The organism is Nostoc sp. LEGE 12454 (assembly GCF_056620565.1).
This window is the reverse complement of record NZ_JBWQXL010000009.1, coordinates 91,558-118,448: the sequence shown is the minus strand read 5'-3', so window position 1 is coordinate 118,448 and position 26,891 is coordinate 91,558. Positions and strand designations below refer to the sequence as shown.

The 26,891-nt window shown below is 42.4% G+C and carries 21 protein-coding genes and 1 tRNA gene; 7 read left to right on the top strand and 15 right to left on the bottom strand.

Annotated features, from left to right (window positions below; all coding sequences use genetic code 11):
* Positions 1 to 44 precede the first annotated feature (44 nt).
* Genes AC1F2U_RS12600 through AC1F2U_RS12590 form a run of 3 tightly spaced genes read right to left on the bottom strand, consistent with a single transcriptional unit; the run spans position 45 to position 2,868 of the window.
* Positions 45 to 695: a retron system putative HNH endonuclease gene (locus AC1F2U_RS12600; RefSeq protein ID WP_480261414.1), complete on the bottom strand. Its 651-nt coding sequence runs from the start codon at positions 693 to 695 to the stop codon at positions 45 to 47.
* Positions 692 to 1,945 (bottom strand): AAA family ATPase, encoded by a 1,254-nt coding sequence (locus AC1F2U_RS12595; RefSeq protein ID WP_480261413.1) that lies wholly within the window; start codon positions 1,943 to 1,945, stop codon positions 692 to 694. Before AC1F2U_RS12595 ends, AC1F2U_RS12600 begins: the two co-directional genes overlap by 4 nt.
* A gap of 5 nt (positions 1,946 to 1,950) precedes the next feature.
* Complete coding sequence (locus AC1F2U_RS12590; RefSeq protein WP_480261412.1) at positions 1,951 to 2,868, bottom strand: metallophosphoesterase family protein; 918 nt, start codon at positions 2,866 to 2,868, stop codon at positions 1,951 to 1,953.
* 135 nt (positions 2,869 to 3,003) lie between these two features.
* On the opposite strand from AC1F2U_RS12590, the gene AC1F2U_RS12585 reads away from it, so the two are divergent.
* Both AC1F2U_RS12585 and AC1F2U_RS12580 read left to right on the top strand, forming a co-directional pair.
* Complete coding sequence (locus AC1F2U_RS12585) at positions 3,004 to 3,897, top strand: hypothetical protein (RefSeq protein ID WP_480261411.1); 894 nt, start codon at positions 3,004 to 3,006, stop codon at positions 3,895 to 3,897.
* A gap of 104 nt (positions 3,898 to 4,001) precedes the next feature.
* Positions 4,002 to 4,832, top strand: a complete 831-nt coding sequence (locus tag AC1F2U_RS12580) for an ATP-grasp domain-containing protein (RefSeq protein ID WP_480261410.1) — start codon at positions 4,002 to 4,004, stop codon at positions 4,830 to 4,832.
* A 100-nt stretch (positions 4,833 to 4,932) separates the two neighbouring features.
* Here the strand turns inward: AC1F2U_RS12580 and AC1F2U_RS12575 are convergent, their stop codons facing one another.
* Positions 4,933 to 6,966, bottom strand: coding sequence for a GAF domain-containing sensor histidine kinase (locus AC1F2U_RS12575; RefSeq protein WP_480261409.1), 2,034 nt, complete (start codon positions 6,964 to 6,966; stop codon positions 4,933 to 4,935).
* 94 nt (positions 6,967 to 7,060) lie between these two features.
* Between AC1F2U_RS12575 and cobN the strand changes: the two genes are divergently transcribed.
* Together cobN and AC1F2U_RS12565 are read left to right on the top strand one after the other, a co-directional pair.
* The gene (cobN, locus tag AC1F2U_RS12570) at positions 7,061 to 11,377 is read left to right on the top strand and encodes a cobaltochelatase subunit CobN (protein WP_480261408.1); all 4,317 of its coding nucleotides are present in this window, start codon (positions 7,061 to 7,063) and stop codon (positions 11,375 to 11,377) included.
* 9 nt (positions 11,378 to 11,386) lie between these two features.
* Positions 11,387 to 12,517 (top strand): peptidoglycan-binding domain-containing protein, encoded by a 1,131-nt coding sequence (locus AC1F2U_RS12565; protein WP_480261407.1) that lies wholly within the window; start codon positions 11,387 to 11,389, stop codon positions 12,515 to 12,517.
* Between the two features lie 131 nt (positions 12,518 to 12,648).
* On the opposite strand, the gene AC1F2U_RS12560 is transcribed toward AC1F2U_RS12565, so the two are convergent.
* From AC1F2U_RS12560 to lipA, 4 genes are all read right to left on the bottom strand, one after another.
* Positions 12,649 to 13,104, bottom strand: a complete 456-nt coding sequence (locus tag AC1F2U_RS12560) for a Fur family transcriptional regulator (RefSeq protein WP_012407750.1) — start codon at positions 13,102 to 13,104, stop codon at positions 12,649 to 12,651.
* Between the two features lie 418 nt (positions 13,105 to 13,522).
* Positions 13,523 to 14,773: an RNA polymerase sigma factor SigC gene (gene sigC / locus AC1F2U_RS12555; protein WP_335151544.1), complete on the bottom strand. Its 1,251-nt coding sequence runs from the start codon at positions 14,771 to 14,773 to the stop codon at positions 13,523 to 13,525.
* A 676-nt stretch (positions 14,774 to 15,449) separates the two neighbouring features.
* Positions 15,450 to 16,397: an NAD(P)H-dependent glycerol-3-phosphate dehydrogenase gene (locus AC1F2U_RS12550; protein WP_480261406.1), complete on the bottom strand. Its 948-nt coding sequence runs from the start codon at positions 16,395 to 16,397 to the stop codon at positions 15,450 to 15,452.
* Between the two features lie 11 nt (positions 16,398 to 16,408).
* Entirely contained in the window at positions 16,409 to 17,293 is an 885-nt protein-coding gene (gene lipA / locus AC1F2U_RS12545; protein ID WP_480261405.1) for a lipoyl synthase, read from the bottom strand.
* A gap of 136 nt (positions 17,294 to 17,429) precedes the next feature.
* Here lipA and AC1F2U_RS12540 point away from each other — a divergent pair.
* A tRNA-Pro gene (locus AC1F2U_RS12540) sits at positions 17,430 to 17,503 on the top strand.
* A 397-nt stretch (positions 17,504 to 17,900) separates the two neighbouring features.
* Here AC1F2U_RS12540 and AC1F2U_RS12535 read toward each other — a convergent pair.
* Together AC1F2U_RS12535 and AC1F2U_RS12530 are read right to left on the bottom strand one after the other, a co-directional pair.
* Positions 17,901 to 18,668: a circadian clock KaiB family protein gene (locus tag AC1F2U_RS12535; RefSeq protein WP_480261404.1), complete on the bottom strand. Its 768-nt coding sequence runs from the start codon at positions 18,666 to 18,668 to the stop codon at positions 17,901 to 17,903.
* A 173-nt stretch (positions 18,669 to 18,841) separates the two neighbouring features.
* Complete coding sequence (locus tag AC1F2U_RS12530) at positions 18,842 to 20,125, bottom strand: type IV pilus twitching motility protein PilT (RefSeq protein WP_480261403.1); 1,284 nt, start codon at positions 20,123 to 20,125, stop codon at positions 18,842 to 18,844.
* A 728-nt stretch (positions 20,126 to 20,853) separates the two neighbouring features.
* Between AC1F2U_RS12530 and AC1F2U_RS12525 the strand changes: the two genes are divergently transcribed.
* Together AC1F2U_RS12525 and wecB are read left to right on the top strand one after the other, a co-directional pair.
* Positions 20,854 to 21,225 (top strand): hypothetical protein, encoded by a 372-nt coding sequence (locus tag AC1F2U_RS12525; RefSeq protein ID WP_322674155.1) that lies wholly within the window; start codon positions 20,854 to 20,856, stop codon positions 21,223 to 21,225.
* 416 nt (positions 21,226 to 21,641) lie between these two features.
* The gene (gene wecB / locus AC1F2U_RS12520) at positions 21,642 to 22,754 is read left to right on the top strand and encodes a non-hydrolyzing UDP-N-acetylglucosamine 2-epimerase (RefSeq protein ID WP_480261402.1); all 1,113 of its coding nucleotides are present in this window, start codon (positions 21,642 to 21,644) and stop codon (positions 22,752 to 22,754) included.
* A gap of 121 nt (positions 22,755 to 22,875) precedes the next feature.
* On the opposite strand, the gene AC1F2U_RS12515 is transcribed toward wecB, so the two are convergent.
* The 5 genes from AC1F2U_RS12515 to AC1F2U_RS12495 form a co-directional block, all read right to left on the bottom strand.
* Positions 22,876 to 23,466, bottom strand: coding sequence for a peptidoglycan-binding protein (locus AC1F2U_RS12515; RefSeq protein WP_480261401.1), 591 nt, complete (start codon positions 23,464 to 23,466; stop codon positions 22,876 to 22,878).
* A 260-nt stretch (positions 23,467 to 23,726) separates the two neighbouring features.
* Positions 23,727 to 24,146, bottom strand: a complete 420-nt coding sequence (locus AC1F2U_RS12510) for a response regulator (protein WP_480261400.1) — start codon at positions 24,144 to 24,146, stop codon at positions 23,727 to 23,729.
* Positions 24,147 to 24,297: 151 nt separating this feature from the next.
* Positions 24,298 to 25,050, bottom strand: coding sequence for a Crp/Fnr family transcriptional regulator (locus AC1F2U_RS12505; protein WP_480261399.1), 753 nt, complete (start codon positions 25,048 to 25,050; stop codon positions 24,298 to 24,300).
* Between the two features lie 80 nt (positions 25,051 to 25,130).
* On the bottom strand, positions 25,131 to 25,877 hold the full coding sequence (locus tag AC1F2U_RS12500) for a Crp/Fnr family transcriptional regulator (protein WP_480261398.1): 747 nt from the start codon (positions 25,875 to 25,877) through the stop codon (positions 25,131 to 25,133).
* A gap of 195 nt (positions 25,878 to 26,072) precedes the next feature.
* Entirely contained in the window at positions 26,073 to 26,804 is a 732-nt protein-coding gene (locus AC1F2U_RS12495; RefSeq protein ID WP_480261397.1) for a Crp/Fnr family transcriptional regulator, read from the bottom strand.
* Positions 26,805 to 26,891: the final 87 nt, after the last annotated feature.

Below are 26,891 nucleotides of genomic sequence, written 5' to 3'. Positions count from 1 at the left end.
CTATTTGGTGAGAATTAAGTTAATACTATTTAGTATAATGTGAATCAAAAATAATTCTTGAGTAAATAGGTAATTGCAGCGCAAAACGGAGTGTATTGGTCATTAGCATCTAACTCCTGATAACCTTCAGCAAGCAGTTGTATTTCTATTTCAGTCAAACCTTCAGTAGCCAGCAATGCAGCATCAATTGCTACTCTACGCATCTTTTGCAGTTTGTCAATGTCAAGTGCAAGCTTCTTAATTGTTGTTTCAGCAATAGCTTTTTTACCTGGATTATCTGTCGGTTGAATTTCACCAGAAGCAGGATATTTAAAAAAATCAGTACAGTTTATTTCCAAAGGTGAAACCATCAAATTTTCATCGTACCAATACTTTTTCTTATGTCCGCAATGTACTGGAACAGTAGGAGGTTCTTCACTTTCTCCTTGACATGAAGCGATGAGATTTGTGTACTCAAGTGCCAGATTTGGATAAGTACTACGAGGTTTGAGGTGTTCTATGTGGCTAGTTGTTCTAGTAATACGCATTCCACAATAGCAACAGATATATCCTTGTTCCTTCAGTAGAGCATCATGTACAACAGGTTTTTCTGGTGTTTGAAAATTATCATCCCAGCTAGGTTTCCAATCATCATTTTCTTCAGCCTTCCAATTGGAAAATTTCTCTGGTTCCTGATTCTTTTTGATATACTTCATCGGTTGAGAATTTCCTTCCGCCGAATGAGTACATCCGCTTTGACAAATTCTGGTTCGTCTGCTCCAATTTCAATAGCCAATTGTTGACGTAATTGCCTAGCACCTTCAATATTTCCAGCATCAATTAGTCGAAAAAGCTCTAAAAGACTTTCCTTAATTTCCTGCGGACGTTCTGGAACACCCATGAGGTCTTCTAAAATGCGATTGCTGTCTCTCCCAAAGGAACTTTCTGGTCTTTTAGCAACAACACCTTCGTCTGTTTTTTCTAGAATATAAATTCCTTCAGGCTTGACTTGGCTAATTACTTGAGGCGAATGGGTGGTAACAATAAATTGGCAATTAGGGAATGTTCTTGTCAAAGCTGGAATAATTTCCCGTTGCCATTTAGGGTGTAGGTGGAGTTCAATTTCATCAATTAAAACAACACCACTACCTTGGAGTGGATCTGGTAAACTAGGGTTAGCGATCGCTAATCGTCTTGCTAAATCACCCACCATAGCCAGCAGGCATTTTTCTCCATCAGATAGCTGATTTACTATCAGTTCTTCACCTTTTTTGATTACAGTCATTCTTAAAGGAGAACGACGAACCCGTAACTTTGAGAAACTAGGTATCAATGAAGATATAGCTTGTCTAACTGCTTCTAACTGTGAATCTTGGTAAGTACGATTGTCTCGTAGTAACTCACTCTCTAAATCTTCTCGGTTTCTAAACCATTGAAAAAAAATTGCAAAGTCACTTCTGCTGCCCGTAAGAGCTTTTTCATAAGCATCTATTTGCTTAAACTGAGTTTTCTTTGGAATCTCTAGTCTAATATCAATAACTGCACGATTGACAGGATAGTATACTGTTAGAGGTAGGTTGTATTCAGGCTCATTTTGCCAATGACGCCAAATTGCATTAGCAGTAGACCTTATCAGTTCATGCATTGAATCTTCAGATACCCCATTACGACTTCGAGATATTTCCCAATCATCTTCTCCTCTACCTAATAAAATCGTAATACTCAGTCTTGTTAATGTGTCTTTATTAGAAATATCTAGTTCACTAAATGCCCTTACTTCCTCTTTTGTGGAAATACCTCCTATCCATTCCATAAAACGCGAAAGTAAAAGGGAAAGAGCATCAAGAATACTGGACTTACCTACACCGTTGATACCAATAAGCACAATAGGTTCCGTTAGATCAAATTCCAGGGTCAAATCGCCGATTCCACGGAAGGATTGCATTTTTAAGCGCTTGACTTTCATAATAACTAAGCTGATTTCAACTGAATAATACCTTTATCAAAAACGCGATTATTAGTAGCGATCGCACTTATTTCTATTCTATCTTTATACACTTCATAAGAAGCAAAACTTAAGTCACTGGTAGAATACCCTGTCCACTCAGAACGCCCTACAGGACGATTGCCAGCACCTGCACCACAAATTAAGTAAGTTGTACCATCAATAGCACGAGTGCGCTCATAATTATGTTCGTGGCCATTGATGTAAAGTTGAACGCCGTATTTTTTAAATAGGGGTGTAAAAGTTTTAATAAAATCTGGATTATTCCCATACTGACCCGATGAATAAATCGGATGATGACCAAACACTACTTTCCAAGGAGCATTACTAAGACTTAATTCTTTTTCTAACCAAGGCAGCTGGTTTTTCCAATCAGCATTACCGTTAGTATCTAAAGCAAAAAATTGCACAGTTCCCCGGCGAAATGTATAGTAACGTCCCTTCATATTAAAGCCAGCATATTTGACTTGTGGATCGCCATTGGCGGTACGAATATCGTGATTACCTAAACAAGCCTGAAATTTCACACCTTGCTTGAGTAAACCTTGATAAGGACGTTCAAAAACTGCATTAATTTTCTCAATTTCGCCGTTATTATAAATGTTGTCTCCAGCTAAAACGACTAAATCATAAGGATTTTTCTTATGATAAGCATTCATAGCTCCAGCCACAGCATACTGTCCTTTAGCCCCAGTTCCCGTATCTGCTACAGACACAAAACGTAATAACAAGTCTTTTTTAGCTGGGTTGGCGGCTATAGCTGTTGTTGAATCGCTAATATCAGCACTTTGATGATTTTGATGAGCTAACATCCAGCTTAAAAATCCTGTACCAATGGCGCTGACGCTACTTAAAAATAAAAATTGACGGCGTTTCAGTTTCATAAGTCACCAAATTTAATAAATAGTCAGTTTAGCGGAAACAATGAGCAATGAAGTGATACATTAATGCAAAAGAAGGCAGCACCAGTAATAATGTACGTTGTTTGTCTTTGATTCGCTGCTTTTGGTGAAAGTTCCATGTCACAAGACAATCAGTCAAAACCGACGGATGAGCAGATAACTCAACCTCCCCAAAAACCTTACCAGAGAGTTCAGCCATTTTGGAAGGCTAAAATTATCCAACTTCTCCAAGGGACGATTGGGGTTTTAGAAGTAACGGTGGAGAAACTGGAGACAGCACCCCCACCTGGTAGTGAGGAAAAACCAGGTTTTTTTCAGCAACTTCAGTTGCGATGGGGTGGATTGTTAAGGACAATCCGCTTGTTTTTACCATCAAATTTGTCAACAAAGTTATCAGATACAGCTTTGACGGGAATTGTGACTGGAGTTGCTGTAATTCTCGTTTGGACGACTACAACTGTATTTACTGGTAAACCTACGGAAATAGCAACCGTTCCCCCGGTTGAAGAGGTTCCCATACCAACACCAACGATAACTACTCCACCGGAATCAGTCGCACCAGAACCACAGCCGCCAGAGGAAATTACGCCCCCGCCAGAAGTACAAATTACGCCACCAACGCCGGAACCGGAACCAGAACCAATTCCTACGCCAACGCCAATCCCAACACCAACGCCAACGCCGACACCCATCATAGAATTGACACCTGAACAAGCTTTGATTGCGGCTATTGAAAATCAGGTAGCCGAAATTAGCGATCGCGTTGCCTCTGGTCTGATAAAGTCAATTCAAGCTAACTTCCGTACAAGTAACTTGACTGTCAAAATTAGTAATGATTGGTACACTCTCAATGAATCTCAGCAAGACAAACTAGCTGCGGAAATATTACAGCGCTCTCAAGAACTTGATTTTACTCATTTAGAAATTATCGACTCTCAAAATACGCTGATAGCTCGTAACCCGGTTGTTGGGACTGAGATAGTAATTTTTAAACGGCAAACCGCAAGTTAAAATAATTCGTACCTCGGCTTCGCTCGGCAACCTAATTCGTAATTCGTAATACTTCGGCTACGCTCAGTACAAGTTCGTAATTTGGAGTTTAACTTTAAGTATTTATGTTAGACAACGTTTCGCTATTGCTGAAAGCTTGTAAAAATTTAAATATCAGCTATGAAATTCTTCATCCTTCGGAAAACTTAATCAAAATAAAATTGAATAGTAAACAGCATTATTTTTGTAACTATAGTACTCCGTTGCTTAATCAAGCAGTAGCACACCTGCTCAAAGACAAAGAATATACTTATCATGTTTTAAATAAAAAAGTTAAACTTCCTCGGACAGTAGGTTTTCTTTCCCCTTTTTGTGACACTAAATATAAGATTTACTTAAAATTTCCAACTATTCAAGATATCGTATTGGAAATAAAAGAAAGCTTTGAAACACCAGTAATTATTAAAAGGAATTCTGGTGCAAGCGGACATAATGTCTTTTTATGTAAGAATATAGATGAAATTGAAACTGCTTTAAAGGAAATTTTTAATATTAATAATAAGTATGATTACGTCGCTCTTGCTCAAGAATTTATTCACATCAAATCTGAGTATAGAGCGGTTTTCTTAAATAAAGAGTTGGTTTTGCTCTATGAAAAAGATATATCTGATGCGAAATTTGTCGGTAATCTCAGTCCTCTACATTGGGATGGTGCGAAAGCCAAGTATATCAACGATTCAGAAATACTGTCAGAGATTGCTAATTTTGCTCAACCAGTTTTTGAAGAGTTAGACCTTGATTATGGTGGCTTTGATATTGTATTAGATCGAGATAATCAATATTGGTTAATTGAAATCAACTCTCATCCAAATTTTGGCATTTTTATTAGAGACAATGGAGAGGAGCATGTGTTGAAAATTTTTGAAAAAATGCTCGTTAGCCTAGCCTCAAATTGAATAAATAAATCATCGCAAAGCAAAGACGCGATAAATCGCCGTCTCTACAAAATACCGATTATTTTAAACACGGCGATTTATCGCGTCTCTTGCTTAACTCCTAACTTATCACTCTCATTACTTGAGTTGGTATCCATACAGTAAAAATCGAGCCGATACTTACAGTTGATTCTACTTCAATTCGACCTCGATGGAGTTCCACGAGTTGTTTAGTTAAAGCCAATCCCAGCCCAGTGCCTTCGTAGCGGCGGCGATAGGGTGTATCGAGTTGCTGAAATTTCTCAAACAGTAAGGGTAATTGTTCTTCAGGAATGCCAATCCCGGTATCTTCCACTTGAAAAATAGCGGTGTCATCTTCCACCCAAAGACGTAAAGTAACGCTGCCACTCTCAGGGGTGAATTTAATCGCATTAGTTAACAGATTCAAAAGAATTTGTTCTACTCGTTTGGCATCGGCGGTAAAGCGATCGCGTCTGGGATCGATTTGCAAATCAAGTATAAGATTAATTTGTTCGCTTGCTGCTTTTTTTTGCAGCGACTTCAGAGCATTTTCGGCAACTTTTACTAAAGAAAATTCCGAAATATTTAAAGCTGTCTTACCAGCCTCGATTTGCGATAAATCGAGGATGTCATTAATCATTTCTAATAAATGTTCTCCACTGTCGTGGATTGTTTGCAGATAACCCCGTTGTCGTTGGCTCAATTCACCCAAAGGCCAGCGTAATAACGTCGAAGACATCCCAATCACATAAGTTAAAGGCGTGAGCAATTCATGACTGATAGTAGCGAGAAACTCACTTCTGATCCGGCTAGCAGCTTCGGCGGCGAGGAGAGCATCACGCAGAGCCATTGTGCGCTCAATAACTCGTTGTTCGAGATTTTGTTTTTCTTGGGTGAGAGTTTGCATTAACTCAGCTTGGTGAATTGCGATCGCTAATTGTTCTGCGATCGCAACTAGCAAGGTTTTTTCGCTATCATTCCACTGGTGAGGTTCATCGCACTGATGAGCAATCAGCAATCCCCACAGTTTATCCTCAAACATTATCGGTGCAGCGAACTTAGCCCTAACTTGGCATTCCCTTAAAAAATTCAGCAAACACTCTTCCAGAGCATAAGTTTTTTCGACATCATCCACAGCTAAGGTAAAACCTTGCTGATACTTCTCCCAACATTGAGAGGTTCGGACAAAGCAATTTTTTTCCGTGTAATTCAATACCGATGTAATAGCATCTCTAGCACGAGCTTCATAGACAATATAACCTCCATACTGTTGGTAATCTTCTAATAATGTTTGATTATTAACTGATACAGAAGGCGAGTGTTCACCCTGGTTCTCATGTATAGAAAAATAGATTTCGGCAGGTTTACAAACTGATAGTTCCATACCTGTTGTCAGTGCCGTTTCATTCAGGGGAATACTATCAGATTGGTATTGTTTACTATTGACTTGGGAACCTGCAAATTTATAAATTACTAATCTGTCTAATTCCAGAAACTCACGCACCTGTGTAATTGCCGTCGCCATAATGACAGGCAAATCTAGGCTTTTGCGGATCTGCGTTGTTACCTGATTTAACAACCGCTCTTGGGAAATCTGTTTTTTTAAAGCATCTTCCACTGGCTGACAGATATAAACTGCTGGCCCAACTGGGCTTGGAGATGCTATTATTTCTTGGTTTGGCTGAGTTAGGAGATATTCTAATAACAACAGCGTAAATTGACTTTGGAGCGTGGCATCATTAGGTCTAATAATTTGCTGATAGCGTTCGAGATTTTGGTGAGTATAAGAATCGCACTCAAACAAGTCTCTCAATTCGCAGACAAAAGAAGCGATCGCCTCCAAATTAAACGTCAACTGAGCATTGATTTCTGAGTAAATTCCTTGCCCCTCTGTTTCCCTGCTTCCTTGCTCAAATGTTCCTACTAAAAGGGCGCTAAACTGCTCAGAAACCACTAATGTAAACTTTTGCCTTTGCCACTCCACAGGTATGTAAATCCGCACTAACGCAGCTTCTGTCAGTATTAAAACGGCACTTCCCACCGTTTGAGCCATCTGTTCTAACAACTCCCCAAGCTGATTAAATACAACAATAGGCAAGGTTCGAGAAAAGCTCAAATCAGGAGAACTAAGCATTTTCAATCATTTTGGTAAGAGAGGGCTGAATCCAGGGAAAAAAGTTTGTTTTGATTATGTACTAACCAATAACTTAAAACGGTAACACAGGATTATGCATCGTATAAGTAGCACATCGGGTGGATGGAATCAGTCAGAAGGTATAACTTTTTTAGAACAAACTCCCGCGCCTTTCGTCTTGATTACGGCTGCTGATACTGACATTCAAACCTTGGCGGCTGCGGTAACAAAATTACCCGCAAGCTTTCCTGCATTAAGAGTTGCCAACCTGTTGCAGTTGCAGCAACAATTAAGTATAGATACTTATGGCGAGCAAGTTTTAGAACATGCCCAAGTAATTATTTTGCGCCTGTTAGGAGGACGTTCTTACTGGGGTTATGGATTAGAAGTAGTGCAAGAAATTGTGCAACGTAATGGTAGAACCCTCATTGTAATGCCAGGGGATGACGCTTTTGATCCCGATTTGATTTCCCAGTCTACCGTGCCCTTGGGTATTGTTAACCAGGTATGGCAGTATTTTAGCGAAGGCGGCGTGGAAAATTTCGTTAATGCTCTGCAATTTATCTCCGATAGTTGCCTATTAACTGCATATAATCCCCCACCACCTCAGCCGATTCCGCGGGTGGGATTGTATGAGTGGGGAGCAGGGGAGCAGGGGAGCAGGGGAGCAGGGGAGCAGGGGAGCAGGGGAGAGTTAGAACTTCGTTCATCCGCCTTTGAACTGGATGAATCCACCTCAGAACTCCGTTCATCCACCTTTGAACTGGATGAATCCACCTCAGATACTCGTTCATCCACCTTTGAACTGGATGAATCCACCTCAGATACTCGTTCATCCACCTTTGAACTGGATGAATCCACCTCAGAACTCCGTTCATCCACCTTTGAACTGGATGAATCCACCTCGGAACTCCGTTCATCCACCTTTGAACTGGATGAATCCACCTCAGATACTCGTTCATCCACCTTTGAACTGGATGAATCCACCTCGGAACTCCGTTCATCCACCTCAGAACCTCAAATCTCGAAATCCCCAATCCCCAAAGTTGGCATCCTTTTTTACCGCGCTCATTATTTAGCGGGTAATACTAAAGTAATTGATGCTTTATGCGAAGCTTTGGTACAGAAAAATTTACAACCAGTGCCAGTGTTTGTTTCCTCATTACGTGAAACGGATGTGCAAGTTGAGTTGAGTGAATTTTTCCAACCCAAAGAAGCTGAATCAATCGCTGTGCTGTTAAATACTACCAGTTTTTCTCTAGCACGCTTGGAAAGCGAAACACCCCAAACCGAACTTTGGCAAAAATTAGATGTGCCTGTGTTGCAGGTAATCTTCAGTGGCGGATCGATTGAGCAGTGGGAGTCACAGTTTCAAGGGCTTTCTCCACGCGATATTGGGATGAATGTGGCGCTACCAGAAGTAGATGGGCGGATTATTACTCGTGCTGTGTCTTTTAAAGCATTGCAAACTCGTAATCCCCATTTAGAGACAGATGTGGTAATTTATGAACCAGTGAGCGATCGCATCGAGTTCGTTGCTAAACTAGCAGCAAATTGGGCGCGTCTCCGTTCCAAACCACCCCAAGAACGGCGAATTGCCCTGATTCTGGCAAACTACCCCAACCGCAATGGCCGCCTCGCCAATGGTGTGGGACTCGACACCCCAGCTAGTTGTGTAGAAATCCTGCAAGCTTTACATCTGGCTGGGTATGAAGTAGAAAATCCACCTGCTCAAGGAGACGAGTTGATTCAACGGCTGACAGATGGTGTAACCAACGATCCAGAAGGTAGAGAATCGCTTCCGGTACACCAAAGTGTTTCTTGGGAAGAATACCAAGAATATTTCGCTTCATTACCGCCAGCAGTTCAGCAAGGTATTAGCGAACGGTGGGGAAACTTAGAACAAGGAAGCAATCAACAATTATTCCCCTCTGCCCCTCTGCCCCCCTGCCCCTCTGCCTCCATCCCCGTTCCCGGAATCCAACTCGGCAACATCTTCGTGGGAATTCAGCCAGCAAGAGGTTATGATAATGACCCCAGTTTGAATTATCATGCGCCGGATTTAGAACCAACTCATGCCTATTTAGCTTTCTACTATTGGGTAAGAGAAACTTTTGGTGCTGATGCTGTAGTTCATGTGGGAAAACATGGAAATTTAGAATGGCTACCGGGTAAAAGTGTGGCTTTATCGAGTAATTGTTATCCAGAAGTAGCTTTCGGCGCACTTCCCCATCTGTACCCGTTTATTGTCAACGATCCTGGTGAAGGTTCCCAAGCCAAACGTCGCGCTCAAGCGGTAATTATAGATCACCTCACGCCACCGATGACTCGCGCGGAACTCTACGGTTCTTTGCAACAGTTAGAAAATTTAATTGATGAGTATTATGAAGCCGACAGTTTAGATCCTTCGCGTTTGCCAGTGATTCGCGATCGCATCCACGAACTGGTGATCAAAGAAAATCTCCATCTAGATTTAGGAATCCAAAATGAAACAGAAATTTTTAATTCTGAATCCTTAATTTTGAATTCCATCGGTGGCTATCTGTGTGAATTGAAAGAAGCCCAAATCCGCGATGGCTTGCACATTTTTGGGCAATGTCCCCAAGGAAGGCAATTGAGGGATTTAATAGTAGCGATCGCTCGCATCCCCAATCGCCATTCTTCAGGTATTACCCGCGCCATAGCTCAAGATTGGGGACTAGACTTCGATCCCCTCACAGCCGATTTGTCAATGCCTAGCGGTGAATACTCCATAGTCAATGGCACAGAATGCCGTACCCTCGGTGATATCGTCGAAGTCCTAGAAGAACACGCCGCTCTCTTAGTCGAACAACTAATAAATCAGAATTCAGAATTCAGAATTCAGAATTCAGAATTTAGAAATCAGGAATCTTGTAGAGACGCGATTCATCGCGTCTTTGCTGGGGGGGGAGACGCGATGAATCGTGTCTCTACCTGGATACGCGATCGTCTCCTTCCCGCCTTACAAAAAACCGATCAAGAAATCACCCATTTATTACACGGACTTGATGGCGGATATGTCCCAAGCGCTCCATCTGGCGCACCCACGCGCGGCCGCCCAGAAGTTCTACCAACAGGGAGAAACTTTTATTCCGTCGATATTCGCGCCATTCCCACAGAGACAGCTTGGGATATCGGCAGAAAAGCCGCTGAAACCCTCGTAGAATATTACACTCAAGAACATGGCGAGTATCCCAAAACACTAGGTTTATCACTGTGGGGAACAGCCACAATGAGAACAGGCGGTGATGATATAGCCGAAGCCTTGGCTCTACTTGGAGTCCAACCTGTGTGGGATGGTGCAGCGCGGCGAGTAGTAGATTTTGAAATTTTGCCCCTAGCGATTTTAGGGCGTCCCCGTGTAGATGTCACCTTGCGAATTTCGGGATTCTTCCGCGATGCTTTTCCCAACTTAATTGACTTATTCGATCAAGCAGTATCAGCAGTAGCAGACTTGGATGAACCGCCAGAACAAAATCCCCTAGCGGATGCAGTTCGCCAAGAAACGGATTTGTGGACAAGCCAAGGATTAACTTTAGAAGAAGTTGTAGTGCGATCGCGCTATCGCATCTTTGGTTCTCGTCCAGGTGCTTACGGTGCCGGACTCCAAGGTTTAATCGAATCGCAAAACTGGACAGATGACGAAGATTTAGCCCGCGCCTACATTAACTGGAGTTCTTACGCCTATTCTTCGGAAAACTTGGCAGGGGAGCAGGGGAGCAGGGGAGCAGGGGAGCAGGGGAGCAAGGGAGCAGAGGGGCAGGGGAGCAGAGGAGCAGAAATTATTCCTAATTCCCAGTCCCCAATGCCCAATACCGGAGCTTTCGAGCAACGCTTGTCTCAAATGCAAATAGTCCTGCACAATCAAGACAACCGCGAACACGATCTACTCGATTCTGATGATTATTACCAATTTCAGGGTGGCTTAACGGCGGCGGTGCGTTCTCTACAGGGAAAAAATCCCCAAACCTATTTTGGAGATAATTCTATACCAGCCCAACCACGCGTTCGTCAACTGAAAGCAGAAATTGCACGAGTGTATCGTTCTCGCGTAGTTAATCCCAAATGGATTGCAGGAGTAATGCGCCACGGATACAAGGGAGCCTTTGAAATGGCGGCGACGGTAGATTATCTATTCGCCTACGATGCAACCGCAAAATGTGCTGAAGATTATATGTATCAGGGCATAGTAGATGCTTATTTACTCGATCCAGTTGTTGTAGAATTTATTCAGCAAAATAACCCTTACGCACTGCGTGATATTGCTGAAAAATTATTAGAAGCACACAAGCGCAATTTATGGGAGGATGTAAATATAGGAACATTAGAAGCTTTGAGGAACCTAGTACATCAAGCTGAAGCAGTTATCGAAGAAAAATCAATGGTGTAGGAAACAAATATGGAGAATCTTGCGTATTTGCACCTAGCTTTCGCCTACGAAGACAGCACACCCAGTGAATTGGTCTCCCTCAGTTCCTTGTTTAAGGACGCAGCTGCACCAGACTGGAAAAGGCTTTCAGGTAGGGCTTGGAAGTATATGTTGCCCCTTGCTCTGTCTTTATCTATTCTTGGCGCTGTCAGCAGTGTCATGGCACTAGAAAAAGGCGATCGAGGCCCTTCTGTCAGAAATTTACAACAAAAATTGAGAACAGCAGGTTTTTACCAATCTTCTGTTACCCAAGTATATGACGCACCCACACAAGAAGCTGTGCGGCGCTTCCAAAAGGCCGCTGGTTTACCAGTGGACGGCATTGTTGGAACAAGCACCCTGCAAAAATTAGAAAATTGGCAGGCGAAAAAGCCCACAAGTACGGCTACACAAGCTAAAAGAACCACTGCTGTAAGCGCACAAGCGAAAAAGCCCAGCACTACTAGTTCAGCCACTAGCCAGCGCCGCAATCCCAACTACCTTGCCAAGGGGGATGAAGGTGAAGATGTCAGAGCTTTGCAAGAAAGGTTAAGAGTCGCAGGCTTTTATTACGGAAACGCCACAGGCATATTTGGCCCAATTACCGAAGAATCTGTCAAGCGGTTCCAAGATTCTTACAAATTAAGCGTTGATGGAATTGCGGGCCCAGCAACATTAAGTAAATTGCCGGGAGTTGGCATTGGTGATGGAGAAGAGGCTCCCAAAAAGGTAGTCAATCGAGACAAACTTCGTGTAGGCGATCGCGGTGAGCCAGTTAGAATTGTTCAAGAACAATTGATCCAAGCAGGATATTTAGAGGGAGAGCCAAATGGCTACTATGGCCCCTATACTGCCGATGCTGTACGCCGATTTCAGGCAGCTAACTTCTTAGCAGCAAGTGGTGTTGCTGGTCCAACTACGCGAGCTAAGTTATATAGCTCAGTTAATACTGCTAGCAAAAGCGAATTTAATACTTTAGAAATTCAAACCCGACTACGGGAGCGGGGTTTTTATAAAGGCAAGCTGAATGGTGTGATGGCAGATGACACCAAAAAAGCGATTAAACAAGCCCAAGAATTCTACGGGATTAGCCTTAAGGATCTTAAGAGCGGACGCTTTTAGCATCCGCTTTGGTGTCGTTAGTATCAGTTCCCAACTGGTTGCTTGCCTCCAGTAACAGCAAATTACGAACTGCTCAGATTCCATTTATTTGGTTAATTTGAGTAGTTTCGTCTTATTTATCCACCCAAGTCCTAAAGCGGCATCAGCGCTCGTTGGCACTTGGGACACACTGCATGGATGGTCATTTGACAATCTAAGAGGTGAAAACCTTCTTTTTGAGCGGTTTTTGACCCAATTTTTAAAATCGAGTCATTTTTAAACTCAATAGTTGAGTTGCATCGAACACAAATTAAGTGATGGTGATGGTGGGGATAGGGCTGGTTGATCTCATAATGCTTATGTCCCTCGCCCAATTCTAGTTCCCGTAAAATTCCCATCCTTGCCATCAACTTCAAAGTCCGATAAATAGTTGACAGACTGATCCCTTCACCATCAGTTTCGAGCCGATGATAAAGATCCTCCGCACTTAGATGTTCGCCTTGCGGAAGTTCTTGAAAAATGTGTAAAATTGTTTCGCGCTGGGGAGTCAAACGCCAGCCTCGTTCGTTCAGTTCTGCCTTGAGTGAAGTAGTTGTGTAGACAGTCATACTAATAGTTCTCAACAAAGCTTGTTAGTTGAGAATATAACAAATCTTGGGAGCAATTTGCAACAATCATTGCCTATTGAGAATTCTTACTAAATATTTAAGAACAATTCATCAAATCTTGAGCCAAATTCAAGTAATTAGCTGTAGTGCATTTAATTTGCATACAGCTAATAGTTAGGATACTTGTAACGATTGCATCCCTTGACTTTGAATTTTGCATAAGTTAAATTTGAATTCTTAGTTGCTCCCCACCTTCAAGATATCTGAGCAAAGATTGGGGACAGCTTTTATACAGTTTAATGCTAATTATTTGCTGTAAGCCGATAAAAGGCGTTTAACTTAGGGATCAAATCAGCCCTTTGTCCCTAGTCATTTGTCAAGTGTAGTTTTCTAATGACAAATGACTAATGACAAATGACTAACTCAGAGACTCCAAATAGTCGCGGATCAGGTTGCGGCGCTTGGGTTGACGTAGCTTTTGCAAAGCCTTAGATTCAATTTGGCGGACTCGTTCGCGCGATAAATCAAGAGCGCGGCCAATTTCTGCTAAAGAATAAGGATGACCATCTGCCAAACCAAACCGCATCAGAATTACATCGCGCTCCCGGCTAGTCAAATCTGACAGCAGATGATGCAAATCTCTTTGTAAAGATTCTCGCATTAACATCTCTTCTGGAGTTACACTGTCGGTTTCGAGTAATTCGCCTAACTCTGTGTCTTTATCTTTTCCTACCTTGGTTTCCAAAGAAACGGAGCGAGGAACCCGCAACAAAACTTCTCGTACTTGAGTTGGTGTCATCTCTAACTCAGTTGCTAAATCCTCTAGAGTTGGGGTGCGACCTTTTTCTTGAGCAATTTTGCGTTGAGCCTTTTTAATTTTGTTTAACTTTTCGGTGATGTGAACCGGTAGGCGAATCGTGCGACTAGAAGTAGCGATCGCCCGTGTAATACCCTGACGAATCCACCAGTATGCGTATGTACTAAAGCGATAACCCTTAGTTGGGTCAAATTTTTCTACAGCCCGCTCCAAACCTAATGTACCTTCTTGGACTAAATCCAACAATTCCAAACCACGATTTTGATACTTCTTAGCAACAGACACAACTAAGCGAAGATTCGCCTTAATCATGTGTTCTTTTGCTTGGAGTCCTTGGGACTGAACTTGCTCCAACTCTTCTACAGTCAACTTGGCGATTTCAGCCCAGCGACGTTTCCCATTTGCCAAAGTCGGTCTGAGATCGGATAAAATTATGTCAGCAGTGGCAGCCCATCTTTCCAAAGACGGGCGATGTCCTAGTTCCGAGGTTAGACGTTCTTGAACTTCAACTAACCTTAAATAGGGTGTAATCACTTCATCTCCAAGCTTTGCGGCGTTAGCAAGTACTATCCGCATCCGCAAGTAGCGTTGGACTTTTTGAGCTTCTGAAACCTCTTCATCGCGCCCCAACAAGCGAACCCGACCAATTTCTTGAAGATATAGACGTACTAGGTCTGTACTCCGGCGGTTGGTGCTAGCAGCAAAGTTAGCATTGTCAACAGAAGCCAGTTCTAGCTCCTGTAGATCATCTACCGATAACTCACTGTCATCAACCGTGAGATCCGAGTCCAAAGCCTGGCTAGACTTTTTGGTGTTGTAGGGGGCGTCTGCATAAAAAGATGTTGCTGGCATAAAGATCGTCTCAATGGCTCCAGGTAACAATAGATTTCGGTCAGCTTAGATTACGGTCAGCTATTCAACTGTTGCTATTGTTCCCGCGATTAACGATGAACTAACATGGTTGAACGTTCCCTTACAATTTTTTTTAGAAATTAACTGTAAGGGTTTTATTGGATACAGGATTACTGAACTTAATCGGCTGCTAAACTTTTGATTAAACCAATAGCTATTTAAATCCACAGCTAGGTTTGCAATATTTCAACTACTTAGTTAATATTTCAACCTTGATGGTTTTTGGATAGTAACTTTTGTAACACAGTATAAACATCCTTCAGTGAATGTCATCTTTATAATTGGCATAGTCACATTTACATGGGTGCAAAAGTAATATCCTGACGATTTAGCAATTTTTTCTCAGGATTATTCAGGTATAAGTAGAACTAATAGATATCGGGAAAGTGATTAGCATTAACGGCGAAAATTCTCTCGACACGGAAATAGAAGATGCGGATAAATTATCAAACACTCTCTCCGTGTACCTGCGTCGTTTTGTATGTCAGTCTTAAAGTGCCAATTTCAACTTGACAGACTGCTATAGCAAAGTGCCGAGTGCTGAGTGCTGAGTAACCAGTTTTTTCAAGACTTTGAGCAATCAACACTGTTTTAACCTATGTGACTACAGCTATAACTAGTAGTTGTACTCCGGCTTGATATTTCGCAACATCAGTTCATCAAGTGCTTGTCCGGGTGTGATTTCGCCTTGAAGTAACCGATAAACTTGCTCGGTAATTGGGACTGCGATGTTTTGTTGCTTGGCTCGTTGCATCAAAACTCGGCAAGTGTTGACTCCTTCAGCAGTTCCTTGTAAATTTGCGAGAGTTTCTGTAAGTGACTTACCACCAGCTAGCAGATAGCCGACTTGGTAATTGCGGCTTAAGGGACTGTTGCACGTTGCTAACAAATCTCCTAGACCCGATAAACCATAAAATGTTTCCGTCTTTGCACCCCAGTTGTTGCCGATGCGAACCATTTCGGTAAGTCCACGGGTGACTAAAGCCGCTTTGGCATTGGTTCCCAGTTGTAAACCATCGCATACACCAGCTGCGATCGCAATCACATTTTTCAGTGTTCCCCCCAGTTCTACCCCCAAGGGGTCGGGATTCGTATATACCCGGAAACGATGAGAAGAAAATACTAACTGCACTACTTCCGCAGCCGTGGGAATATTACTGGCTACCACCGTGGCTGCTGGTAATTCCATTTGAATTTCTTTTGATAAATTAGGCCCAGACAAAACAACCACTGCATGGTTAGGGAATATTGTTTGCCAAATTTGCGACGGTGTGCAGGTAGTTTGGGGATCTAAGCCTTTTGTCGCCGTCACAAAAATTGTCTCTGGAGAAAGGGGGAAAGACTCAACTTGGGAAGCAACATCTCTCACACCAATCATTGAGATAGCAGACAGGACTATTTGGACATCTTTTAAAACTACTTGAATACTTTGGGAACCCTGACGCGACCACACGCGCACCTCATGACCATTCGCAGCGGCAAGATTTGCTAGAGATGCACCCCAAGCACCTGCACCAAGAATTGCAACGGAAAGTTTTGTGTTGGAGTACATCTGCTCACTCATAATTCCTATTCCTAACTCCTAACTTTTGAGCGTGGATAACGTTTCATCAATTCTCTAACTTGTTCTGCATGATAGGAGCTTCTTGTCAATGGTGAAGAAACAACTTGTAAAAATCCAATTTCCTCACCGAATGCCTTCCAGTCAGTAAATTGTTCTGGATTGACAAATTCGTTTACCTGCAAGTGTTTTTGACTGGGTTGGAGATATTGCCCAATGGTCAAAATGTCGCAATCGACAGTTCGCAAGTCTTGCATAACTTGGCGAATTTCTGCGTCAGTTTCACCGAGTCCAACCATGATGCCGGATTTAGTGTATGTGCTAGGAGAAAGTTGACGAGTGCGCTGCAATAATTCTAATGTGCGATCGTAGTTTCCTTGGGGACGCACCCGACGATACAGGCGTGGAACAGTTTCGGTATTGTGGTTTAATACCTCTGGCGCAGCTTGTAGAATTAACTCCAGAGCATTCCAATTACCGCACAAGTCAGGAATTAGCACCTCAATTGTGGTGTTGGGTGAAACAGAGTTAACTGCATCAATACACGCTATAAACTGAGATGCACCACCATCAAGCAAATCATCTCGGTTTACAGAAGTGATGACTACATGATTAAGGCTCAGGCGACGAACAGCTTCCGCTAGTCGTGTAGGTTCTGTGGGGTCTAGTGGTTTGGGTTTTTTCTCAAAATCAATATCGCAATAGGGACAAGCGCGTGTACAAGCCGGACCCATAATCAAAAACGTGGCAGTCCCAGCGTTGAAGCATTCACCAATATTCGGACAGGACGCTTCCTCGCAAACTGTATTGAGGGCTAAATCCCGCAAAATTTCTTTAACGTTACCGATGCGTTCACGCTGAGGTGCTTTCACCCGCAACCAGTCTGGTTTTACAGTCACAATCCGCTTTTACCACTAGAGTTATACAAACTTAATCCTAGCAAGCAAAGTCTTTAGTGAAGCGATCGTATATAGATGTAATTCTGCTATTTGGCACAGATTATGATATTCTTGATTTACGATGCCATTTTTATGGCGGGATGTGGCGCAGCTTGGTAGCGCACTTCGTTCGGGACGAAGGGGCCGCTGGTTCGAATCCAGTCATCCCGATTAGTTGTGGAGCGACAAATTATTTGTCAAATGCTCTCCTATGAACTAAAATATAACTGACTTTCTTTGGGTTTAAGCAGTACCACCCAAAGTCATGAACTTAAAGGTTTCAATCCCTAATAGGGATTTTAGTTGATTACGATCGCAGGCGTATGAAAGCCCTGTGTTATTTGGTTTTGAAGGTTCAATAGCGCGAATGCGAAAATCATAACATAAGGGCTGGCAATTGTGATAACTGTAAATAGCTGACAGTCAATTTATATAAGGTGCGCGGATGGTTTTAAGATGCTACAGCCATCAAATCCTTGCAGATACGGCAATCTAGCTATTTTTGTAGTTACTTCTTCCCCAACACCTACCCATTCGCGCATTTGGCAACAAAAACTAGTCTGATTACTTAAAATTTTTCCTTAGCAGCTAACATCTGTAAAATCTTTTCTACACGATCTAACTCTCCAACGATTCGCCGAATTGGGTGAGGCCAAACCTTGACAAGGGTAGGAGTTGCAGAAACCTGATTTAGTTCTGCTTGTTCTGGATGACTTAAAACATCAATCACCTTCAGAGTATAAGGATGTCCGAGCGATCGCTCTAACAATTCGTGTAAATTTTGCAGAATGCGTTCAGTAGTACTGCTATGTCCGGCAACAAACAAGCGGAGAACATAGCCTTGGGTAATGGCTTCTTTTTTTTGTACTATTACTGGTTGATGATATTTTGGCACAGGTTCAGAAAGGTCTAGGCGGACGATTAAATCGTGATCTTCCCAAAGCTGTGAGAATGAGGAACGATAAGTTGTTAACACCATGCGATCGCACAATCCTTCTTGCCAAGGGGCTGCTTGCCATACTAATTCTCCTGTGCCAAAAATGGCATTAAGCAAAGCTTGGTGTCTAATTACAGCCGGATAAGCTTCAGCAAAAGTTCGCACTTGTTGAGTGCGCGGATCTAACCAATTATCAATAGTTGCAGTATAACAAGGCACTAAAAAGTGCGGCGGCTCTGGTAAATCTAGGATTTCTTGCAAAGCCGAGCACAAATGCAAGTGCCATCGACCTTGCTTGCTAGGGTCGATGCAGTAAATTAAATCTCCTCCAGGTGTAAATACCGCAATGCCTTTAAACAACTGGGGTGTAGATAGTTTATTTGTCGTCAAGTTATTCATAGAGGCTAGGGAACTAAAAGTAAAAAATTCTCTCTTTTACCTTTTACCTTAGCTATAACCTCAACCAGGATCGCAAAGATATTTAAGATTGGGGAGCAGGGGAGAAGAGTTTTCCCCTCTGCCCCCCCGCACCCCTGCCCCTCTGCATCTTCTCCATCCCCAATGCCCAATCGTTAAACTCGACCTCGGAGAAACTGCGCCATTTCGTTAGGAGTTGGTGACATTTCCAAAGCAGTTTCTTCGGTGATTCGTCCGTCTTGATAGAGATTCAGCAATGACTGATTCATCGTAATCATGCCGTCAAAGCCAGCTTGTTTCATCAGCTCGCCAATTTCATCATACTTACCGTCTTTGATCCATTCTTTAATCGCCTCAGTATTGATCAGCACATCATGGAAAGCAGCCCGCTTACCGTCAGTTGTGCGACACAAACCTTGAGCAATTACTGCGACTAAAGACTCAGAAATCGCCACCCGCATTGCATCTTGTTCATCACCCGAATAGAGGTTGAGAATCCGTTCAATGGTTTTGACCGCGCTATTGGTATGCAGGGTTCCCATGACTAAGTGACCAGTCTGAGCGGCTTTTAGGGCGGTGTTAACTGTTTCCTTGTCCCGCATTTCCCCCACCAGAATCAAATCTGGGTCTTCCCGCAAAGCTGCTTTCAAAGCGTTGTCAAATTTCCGGGTATGCATTCCCACTTCCCGCTGTTTGACTAAAGACTTGCGGCTTTGATGGACAAATTCTATCGGGTCTTCAATGGTGATAATATGCTTGGCCATCTCCTTATTGATGTAGTCAATCATCGCTGCCATTGTAGTGGACTTACCAGAACCAGTAGGCCCAGTTACCAAAATTAAACCTTTATGGTGATGACATATATCCCGAAAAATCGGAGGTAATCTCAACTGTTCCATAGTTAAGATTTTTAGCGGAATCAACCGCAACACCATTGCAGGCCCTTTGAGGGAGCCAAAAACATTAATCCGCACGCGAGCAAATTCGTATTGAGTTGCTCCGTCAAATTCTAAGGATTCTTCAAAGCGCTGAATTTCTCCCTCACTCATTACCTCCCGCAACCAACTCATAAAAGTTTCTTTATCTGTTTCTGGATAATCTCCTGATTGAATTTCTCCTCGGCTGCGGAAGCGGGGTGGTTCACCCACACCCAAGTGCAAGTCAGAATATCCCTGATCGTAAGCTTCTCTGATTAACTTTTCTAAAGTTAGTTCTGGACTGCTGTTTTGAGGGCGAACTGAACTAGGTATTGGCGGTGGACTACCTGGACGATGACCTGCAACAGGCAAATTAGTGCCCCTATCCATTGACATATCGAGTGTTTGTGTCATCTGCCGCTGCGTACTAAAGGTTGGAGTTGGCGGTGGAGGCGGCGGCATTGGTGGCAAATTACGTCCGGCAGCAGAGTTAGAATTTAATGGAGACTGTGATTCTGTCATATATCTTCACATTTGGCAGTTAAAAAGTTGAATTAACGAGAAGTAAAGTCACTTGCTTTGATGACTTTTGGAGAATGCTTGTCTGCAAGCCTTAGCGGTGATAGAAGGCGATTGAAACTCTAGAACCACGGTCAATCTATTTCATCCACTTCAATTGGTATCTTTTATTTCCTAAGATTTCACTACTCAGAATTTTTAGATAGATTATTTAACCTATCTAAACTGGTTTAACATACGTAAGGACTTAAAAGACCTCAGTAAATACACATGATTAAAAAGTATTTTTAAATGCTTTTGCTTTAAAGTAAATATTCTCATGACTTAGATGAGAAATTTATCCCAGGTATGGGCACGAATTGCCAGCAATTAACAGTACAAATACTAGCAGTTCATTTATTCAGCCAGTCTAGGAATTATGAGAAAGACTACTAATTTTTATAAGAAATGTTAAGTTGAATAGGAGCAAGATAGTGGGGATCGAGGTTAAAAGCTCATACCTTTTAGGTTCTATACCTGAAGGTAGATGCAATAAACAAGTTTTTTTAATAGATATAAACTTGACTTTATATCCATAATTACAAAAAAATAACTGTGAACTTTAGTAAACAAATGCTCATTTTTCCAATTAGTTTTTATATACTGGATTTCACTGAAACAATTCAGTTTACTCGCGAAAAGCGAGAAATGATTGAAATTAAAATTTGTTGTGTATTTTGGGAGGAAAAGTCATGGTTTCTGCTCAAAGCTCTAATCAAGGAAAGACCTACTCCTTGTTGATGATTAAAAGCTTTTTAATATGGACTTTTACATTAGCAGTATGTTTGTTGGTTGTGGGTTTTCCACTAGTTGTCTTAATGGCTACGGTCGGATGTCTGTTGTCGATTATCTTGCAATCTGTGATGCCTGTTAGTGCGGTTTTGCTTGTAGCAGGTGCTCTAATAATGTTTAATGTCATGGCAGTTGTATTGGCTGCGGGTGTGCTAACTGTTAAGGGAGTTCATCCTAGTGAAATTAAATGGTTAAGCTGGCTGCATGGAGAGGCAGACCAAATGCAGGCTACTGTCTACGCTGCTTGCCCTCTAACTTGTGAGATTAAATAGTTATTACAGGTTAATTAGACAAACAGTGCGTCTGCCCGGTTAAGCCGGGTTTTTTCATGGTTTTTATAATTTGAACTTTTAGAGGATGTCTGAAAAGTTTTTTTGTATATACCTAGCCATTGGAGATCCCCCTAAATCCCCCGAAAAATTGGGGGACTTTAAGACTCTTATCCCCCCTTTTTTAAGGGGGGTTAGGGGGGATCAACAAATATTTAATACTTCTCAGACATCCTCTTAAATAGTCATTACAGGTTAATTAGACAAACAATGCATTTGCCCGGTTAAGTTGTTTTTTTTATATCTGGTGTGATTTATCCATTAATATTTATGGTTTATGTGAGGATTGACCGCCGACTATTGACCATAGACGATTGACTATAGACGATTGACTATAGATGGTAAATTACAGATGACTAATGACTAATCAAAAACGCGTTTGCATTATCTTAGGTACTCGCCCGGAAGCAATTAAACTCGCTCCAGTAATTCAAGTTTTCCAGAAGTCTTCAGTATTTCAGTTGCAAGTAATTCTAACTGGACAACATCGAGAGATGGTTGAGCAAGTTATGCAACTGTTTAATATCAAGTCGGATTATAACTTGGAAATTATGCAGGTTCAGCAATCTCTAAATGATATTACTTGCCGTAGTTTACAAGGATTAGAAGCTTTATTTAAGGCGGAAAAGCCAGATTTCGTAATCGTGCAGGGAGACACTACCACTGCTTTTGCCGCAGCTTTGGCAGCTTTTTATCAAAAAATCCCTGTTGGTCATGTAGAAGCAGGGTTAAGAACTGATGATATCTTTAATCCTTACCCAGAAGAAGCTAATCGGCGGTTAATTTCTCAAATTACTCAGTTGCACTTTGCACCGACTCCTTGGGCTGTGGAAAACTTGCATCGTTCTGGTGTTTTGGGTGAAATTCACATGACGGGTAACACAGTAATTGATGCATTGTTAAATGTCGCTGCAACCCAAGTAGTTTGCGATGTCCCAGGCTTAGACTGGGATTCATATCGGGTTTTATTAGCAACAGTTCATCGTCGGGAGAATTGGGGAGAACCTCTGTTAGCGATCGCTCAGGGCTTTTTACAAATCTTAGACAAGTTTCCTGATACAGCTTTGCTCTTACCATTGCACCGCAATCCGACAGTACGAGTCCCATTGCAAGAACTTTTAGGGAATCATCCCCGAATTTTCTTGACAGATCCTCTAGATTATGGGGAATTAGTAGGAGCGATTGGGCGATCGCATCTTTTACTTACTGACTCTGGTGGCTTGCAAGAAGAAGCCCCCAGCTTAGGAAAACCAGTACTAGTTTTGAGAGATACTACCGAAAGACCAGAGGCTGTGGTAGCTGGTACAGCTAAACTTGTTGGCACTACGACTGAGAATATTGTTGCAGCCGCTGCTGAGTTACTCAGTGACTCAGATGCTTACGAAGCGATGGCAAACGCAATCAATCCCTTTGGGGATGGTCATGCAGCAGAGCGCATTTTGCAGATTGTACAAAATTACATTCATGGGTAAGGAAGTTCGTAGTAAGCACTTTAATCCTTATTTTCTAAGCACTAAAGTGCTTACTACAAACCCTCAAAACTAGTTTGACAATATTTACCAAACCACGAGATTTTTTAAGGGTGGCTTCTGGCTAAATACCCAGAGCCGATCGAGTTTCGGGGCCTACAACACCATCTACAAGTAAACCTTTACTTTGCTGAAAGCTGCGGACTCGGCTAACAGTTTCTTGACCGTAAATTCCATCAATTCTAAGATTACCTAAAGCTGTTTGCAGGTCTCTGACGAGCTGACCTTTTGAACCAGGGGTAAGAATCACCGAACCGCCAACACCACCAGGTCTAGTCACTGGACGATTGTTAGGTCTATCACCAATCCATCGGGCAAAAACGTATCTACCTGTAGAAAGTCTGGCAAAACCGTTTTCATATCGTTCAATAGCTGGAAGGGTTGCGCCATTTGGTACGCAGTCCACATAAGAGTAGTTGCTGCTTGGGCCTGAACGGACGCGTAAACAACTGCCGTTAGTCTTTACATACGCAGCCGAACTCATTTGAATTTGGGTTACAGCAGCAAATAATACACCAACACCAGCTAACGCTAACCATGCCGAAGATTTAAACAGTTTTTTCCAATTTAATTGAGGTTTAGGAAGATAATAATTAGTGTTTCCAGATGCCTCTTCTTGAGCAATAAACATCTGAGAATAAGCAAGATATTCCATAATGCACTCCTTGATATGAAAAAATGAGTACTTGCAGAGAATTACTTAGCTGTTCTCTGTATTTATTCTTAGTATATTTTATATCACTGTACTTTCAAAATTTTTTATTGATAACGAAATTAAGAAAAAATAAAATTAGTCAAAAGATTCCTGATAAAATGCGATGTGTACGACAAACTAGCTCGTCGTACACATCGCATTCTCAAAATAAATAAAATTTAGTTAAAGCTATTTTACCTACTGGCTTGTCCTGGTTACATCTAAATATGACAAACGTATTGTTTGATTCCAACTAAACTAGCAACCGTAGAAGTTAACTCGTCTAAATCTATCGGCTTGCATTGGTATATATCATAACCTGCTAATAATGCACGTTTATGATCGTCCTCGAAATTCGATGCCGTCAGAGCGATCGCTGGAATCTTTCTACCCCGCTTTGCTTCCAAATTTTTTACCTTCGAAAGTAGTGAGTAGCCATCTTCATCGGGTAAGCAAATGTCACTAATTAAAATGTCTGGTTTAAAAGATGACATTCTTTTTAAAGCCTCGTCTGCTGAAGCAGCTGCAATCACTTCTGCTCCCTCTAATTCAAAAAGGAAGGTAAGTAATATTCTCGTATCACTATCGTCATCAACAACAAGCAATCGCAGACCTTGAAAAGACATTGATTGATTAGACATTCTTTTTACCGCCCTATAGCTCAAAGAATTTAAGTAGCGATCGCATCAAGTACTACTTACTTTGACGCTATTTGATGCATACTTTATTAAATCTTAAAGGAACCAATTAGCAGGCGTCTGTCCGGTGTCGGACATAGTAACTTAATATTCTTCATTGGCGATGTCTACGACGGGCTACGCCTACGCGCCTGGGCTGATTCCCTAGCAACCGAGCAAATTCGTTTTGGATGACTTGATAACACTCGCAGGAAGTTGCTTCCAAATCCTCTCGGTTCAGGATGCTAATTTGACCGCGCTGGTAGCGAATCATTCCGGCTCGACTCAGGGTGCTAGCCGCTACTGTCACACCGGAGCGTCGTACACCCAGCATCTGAGCGATAAATTCTTGCGTGAGCGGAAAATCATCTGATTCAAAACGGTCAGAGACTGTGAGCAGCCAACGAGCTAGCCGTTCTTCTAGGGTATGAAGACGGTTGCACGCACATGATTGTGTAAGTTCGGTATATATAGCTCGTACATAGCGCAGCAGCAGCTTTTGAAGAGCGCCACCCCGTTGGAACTCGGTTCTCAAAACATCTGCATCCATCTGCATTCCAGCGCCCGCAACTTGGACAAATGCTTTTGTGGTTGTTGTGTTGCCTCCTAAAATTACTGGGATACCCACCATGCCTTCATTGCTCACTATCCCAATTTCCACCGTCGAACCATCTTCCATAATAGTGACTATAGAAACCACTGCGTTTTGGGGAAAATAGACGTGTGTGATGGGTTCTCCTGGTTCGTAAATGACTTGGCGAGTGGGAAGCGAAACTAACTTTAGGTGCGGAATAAGACGCTCATAATCACTGGTTGGCAAAGCCGCAAGTAACCTATTTACTTGCGGCCTAATAATGTTGTCGCTCACTGAACATTAAAAGAGAAATTTGCTCATAATATTTTAAATCAAGTTATTTTTGCGAGTCGGTTCGGTTTCGCACATCTAACTCAAAAAAATTTTCTTGCTCGGTTACTGGGCTTCATGCCCAGTAACCGAGCAAATTCCTTTTGTATAACTTGATAACACTCACAGGAAGTTGCTTCCAAATCTTCTCGGTTCAGGATGCTAATATGACCGCGTTGGTAAGTAATCATTCCGGCTCGGCTGAGGGTGCTAGCCGCTACTGTCACACCGGAACGACGTACGCCTAGCATCTGGGAGATAAATTCTTGCGTCAGTGGAAAATCTTCTGATTCCAGACGGTCAGAGACTGTCAGTAACCAGCGAGCCAGCCGTTCTTCCAGTGTATGGAGACGGTTGCAGGCAGCTCCTTGCGCCAGTTCAGAGTATACAGCTTGTACATAGCGCAGCAGCACGCTTTGAATAGCTCCGCCTCGATTGAACTCGGCTTTCAATACATCTGCATTGATCTGCATACCAGCGCCCGAAATTTGCACAAACGCTGTTGTGGTTGTGGTGTTGTCTCCTAAAATTACCGGGATACCCACCATGCCTTCATTGCTTGCTATCCCAACTTCCGCCGTTGAGCCATCTTCCATAGTGGTGACTATAGAAACCACTGCCTTATCGGGGAAATAGACCTGTGTGATGGGTTCGGCTGCTTCGTAAAGGATTTGCTGAACCGGGAGCGGAACAAGCTTTAGATAGGGGAAAAGACGCTCATAATCGCTGTCTGGCAAAGCTGCAAGTAGCTTATTTGGTCGTTGCTGAAAGAGGTTTTTATCTAATGACATTAGAAGTCACTCTCCTTAAGGTAGGTGACTTTAGAAAAGCCAACTCAGGGCACAAGGAAAGGATTTAAGGATCTGATCCTAATGTCAAAAGATGTATTCGCTAAAGAAATATGGGGACAATCTAAAAAAGCTTAAATGAACACACTTGTTTGAGTCTGTGCGGTTTCGTACATAAAAGTTCAAAAAAAGTTATTTTCACCGTTTATTGGGCAATTTGCCCAATAAACGGACATATTCATTTTCTATAACCTGGTAACATTCGCAGGAGGTTTTTTCTAAAGCCTCTCGATTCAGGATATTAATCTGACCGCGGTGGTAGGTGATGATTCCGGCGCCGCTCAGGATATTAGCTGCTTCAGTGACACCAGCGCGACGTACACCTAGCATCTGTGCGATAAATTCTTGGGTGAGCGGAAATTCTTCTGATTCCAGACGATCGGAAACTGTTAGCAGCCACCGAGCCAGTCGGCTCTCTAGCTTATGAAGACGGTTGCAGGCAGATCCTTGTGCTATTTGAGTGTATACACCTTGCACGTAGCGCAGCAACAGGCTTTGAAGGGCTGTACCCCGATTAAACTCGCTTTTGAATATATTTGCATCCATCTGCATAGCACTGTCTGGAACCTGCACTAATGCTGTTGTGGTTGTGATGTTGTCTCCTAAAATTACTGGGATACCCACCATACCTTCATTGCTTATTAAACCAGCTTCTACAGTCGAGCCATCTTCCATAGTGGTGATTATAGAAACCACTGCTTTATTAGGAAAATAGACCTGTGCGATCGGTTCGCCTGGTTCGTGAAGTATTTGCCGATTTGAGAGCGAAACTAGCTTTAGATGGGGCACAAGGCGTTCATAATCACTGGCTGGCAAAGCAGCCAGCAGCTTGTTTGCTGGTTTCTCAACGATATTTGTATCTAATGACATTGGGATTTTCCTGAATATAGCCGTCTCTAGAAAAGACAACTCACGGCATAAGGAGAAAATCCAGAGTCTAGCCTTAATGTCAAAAGG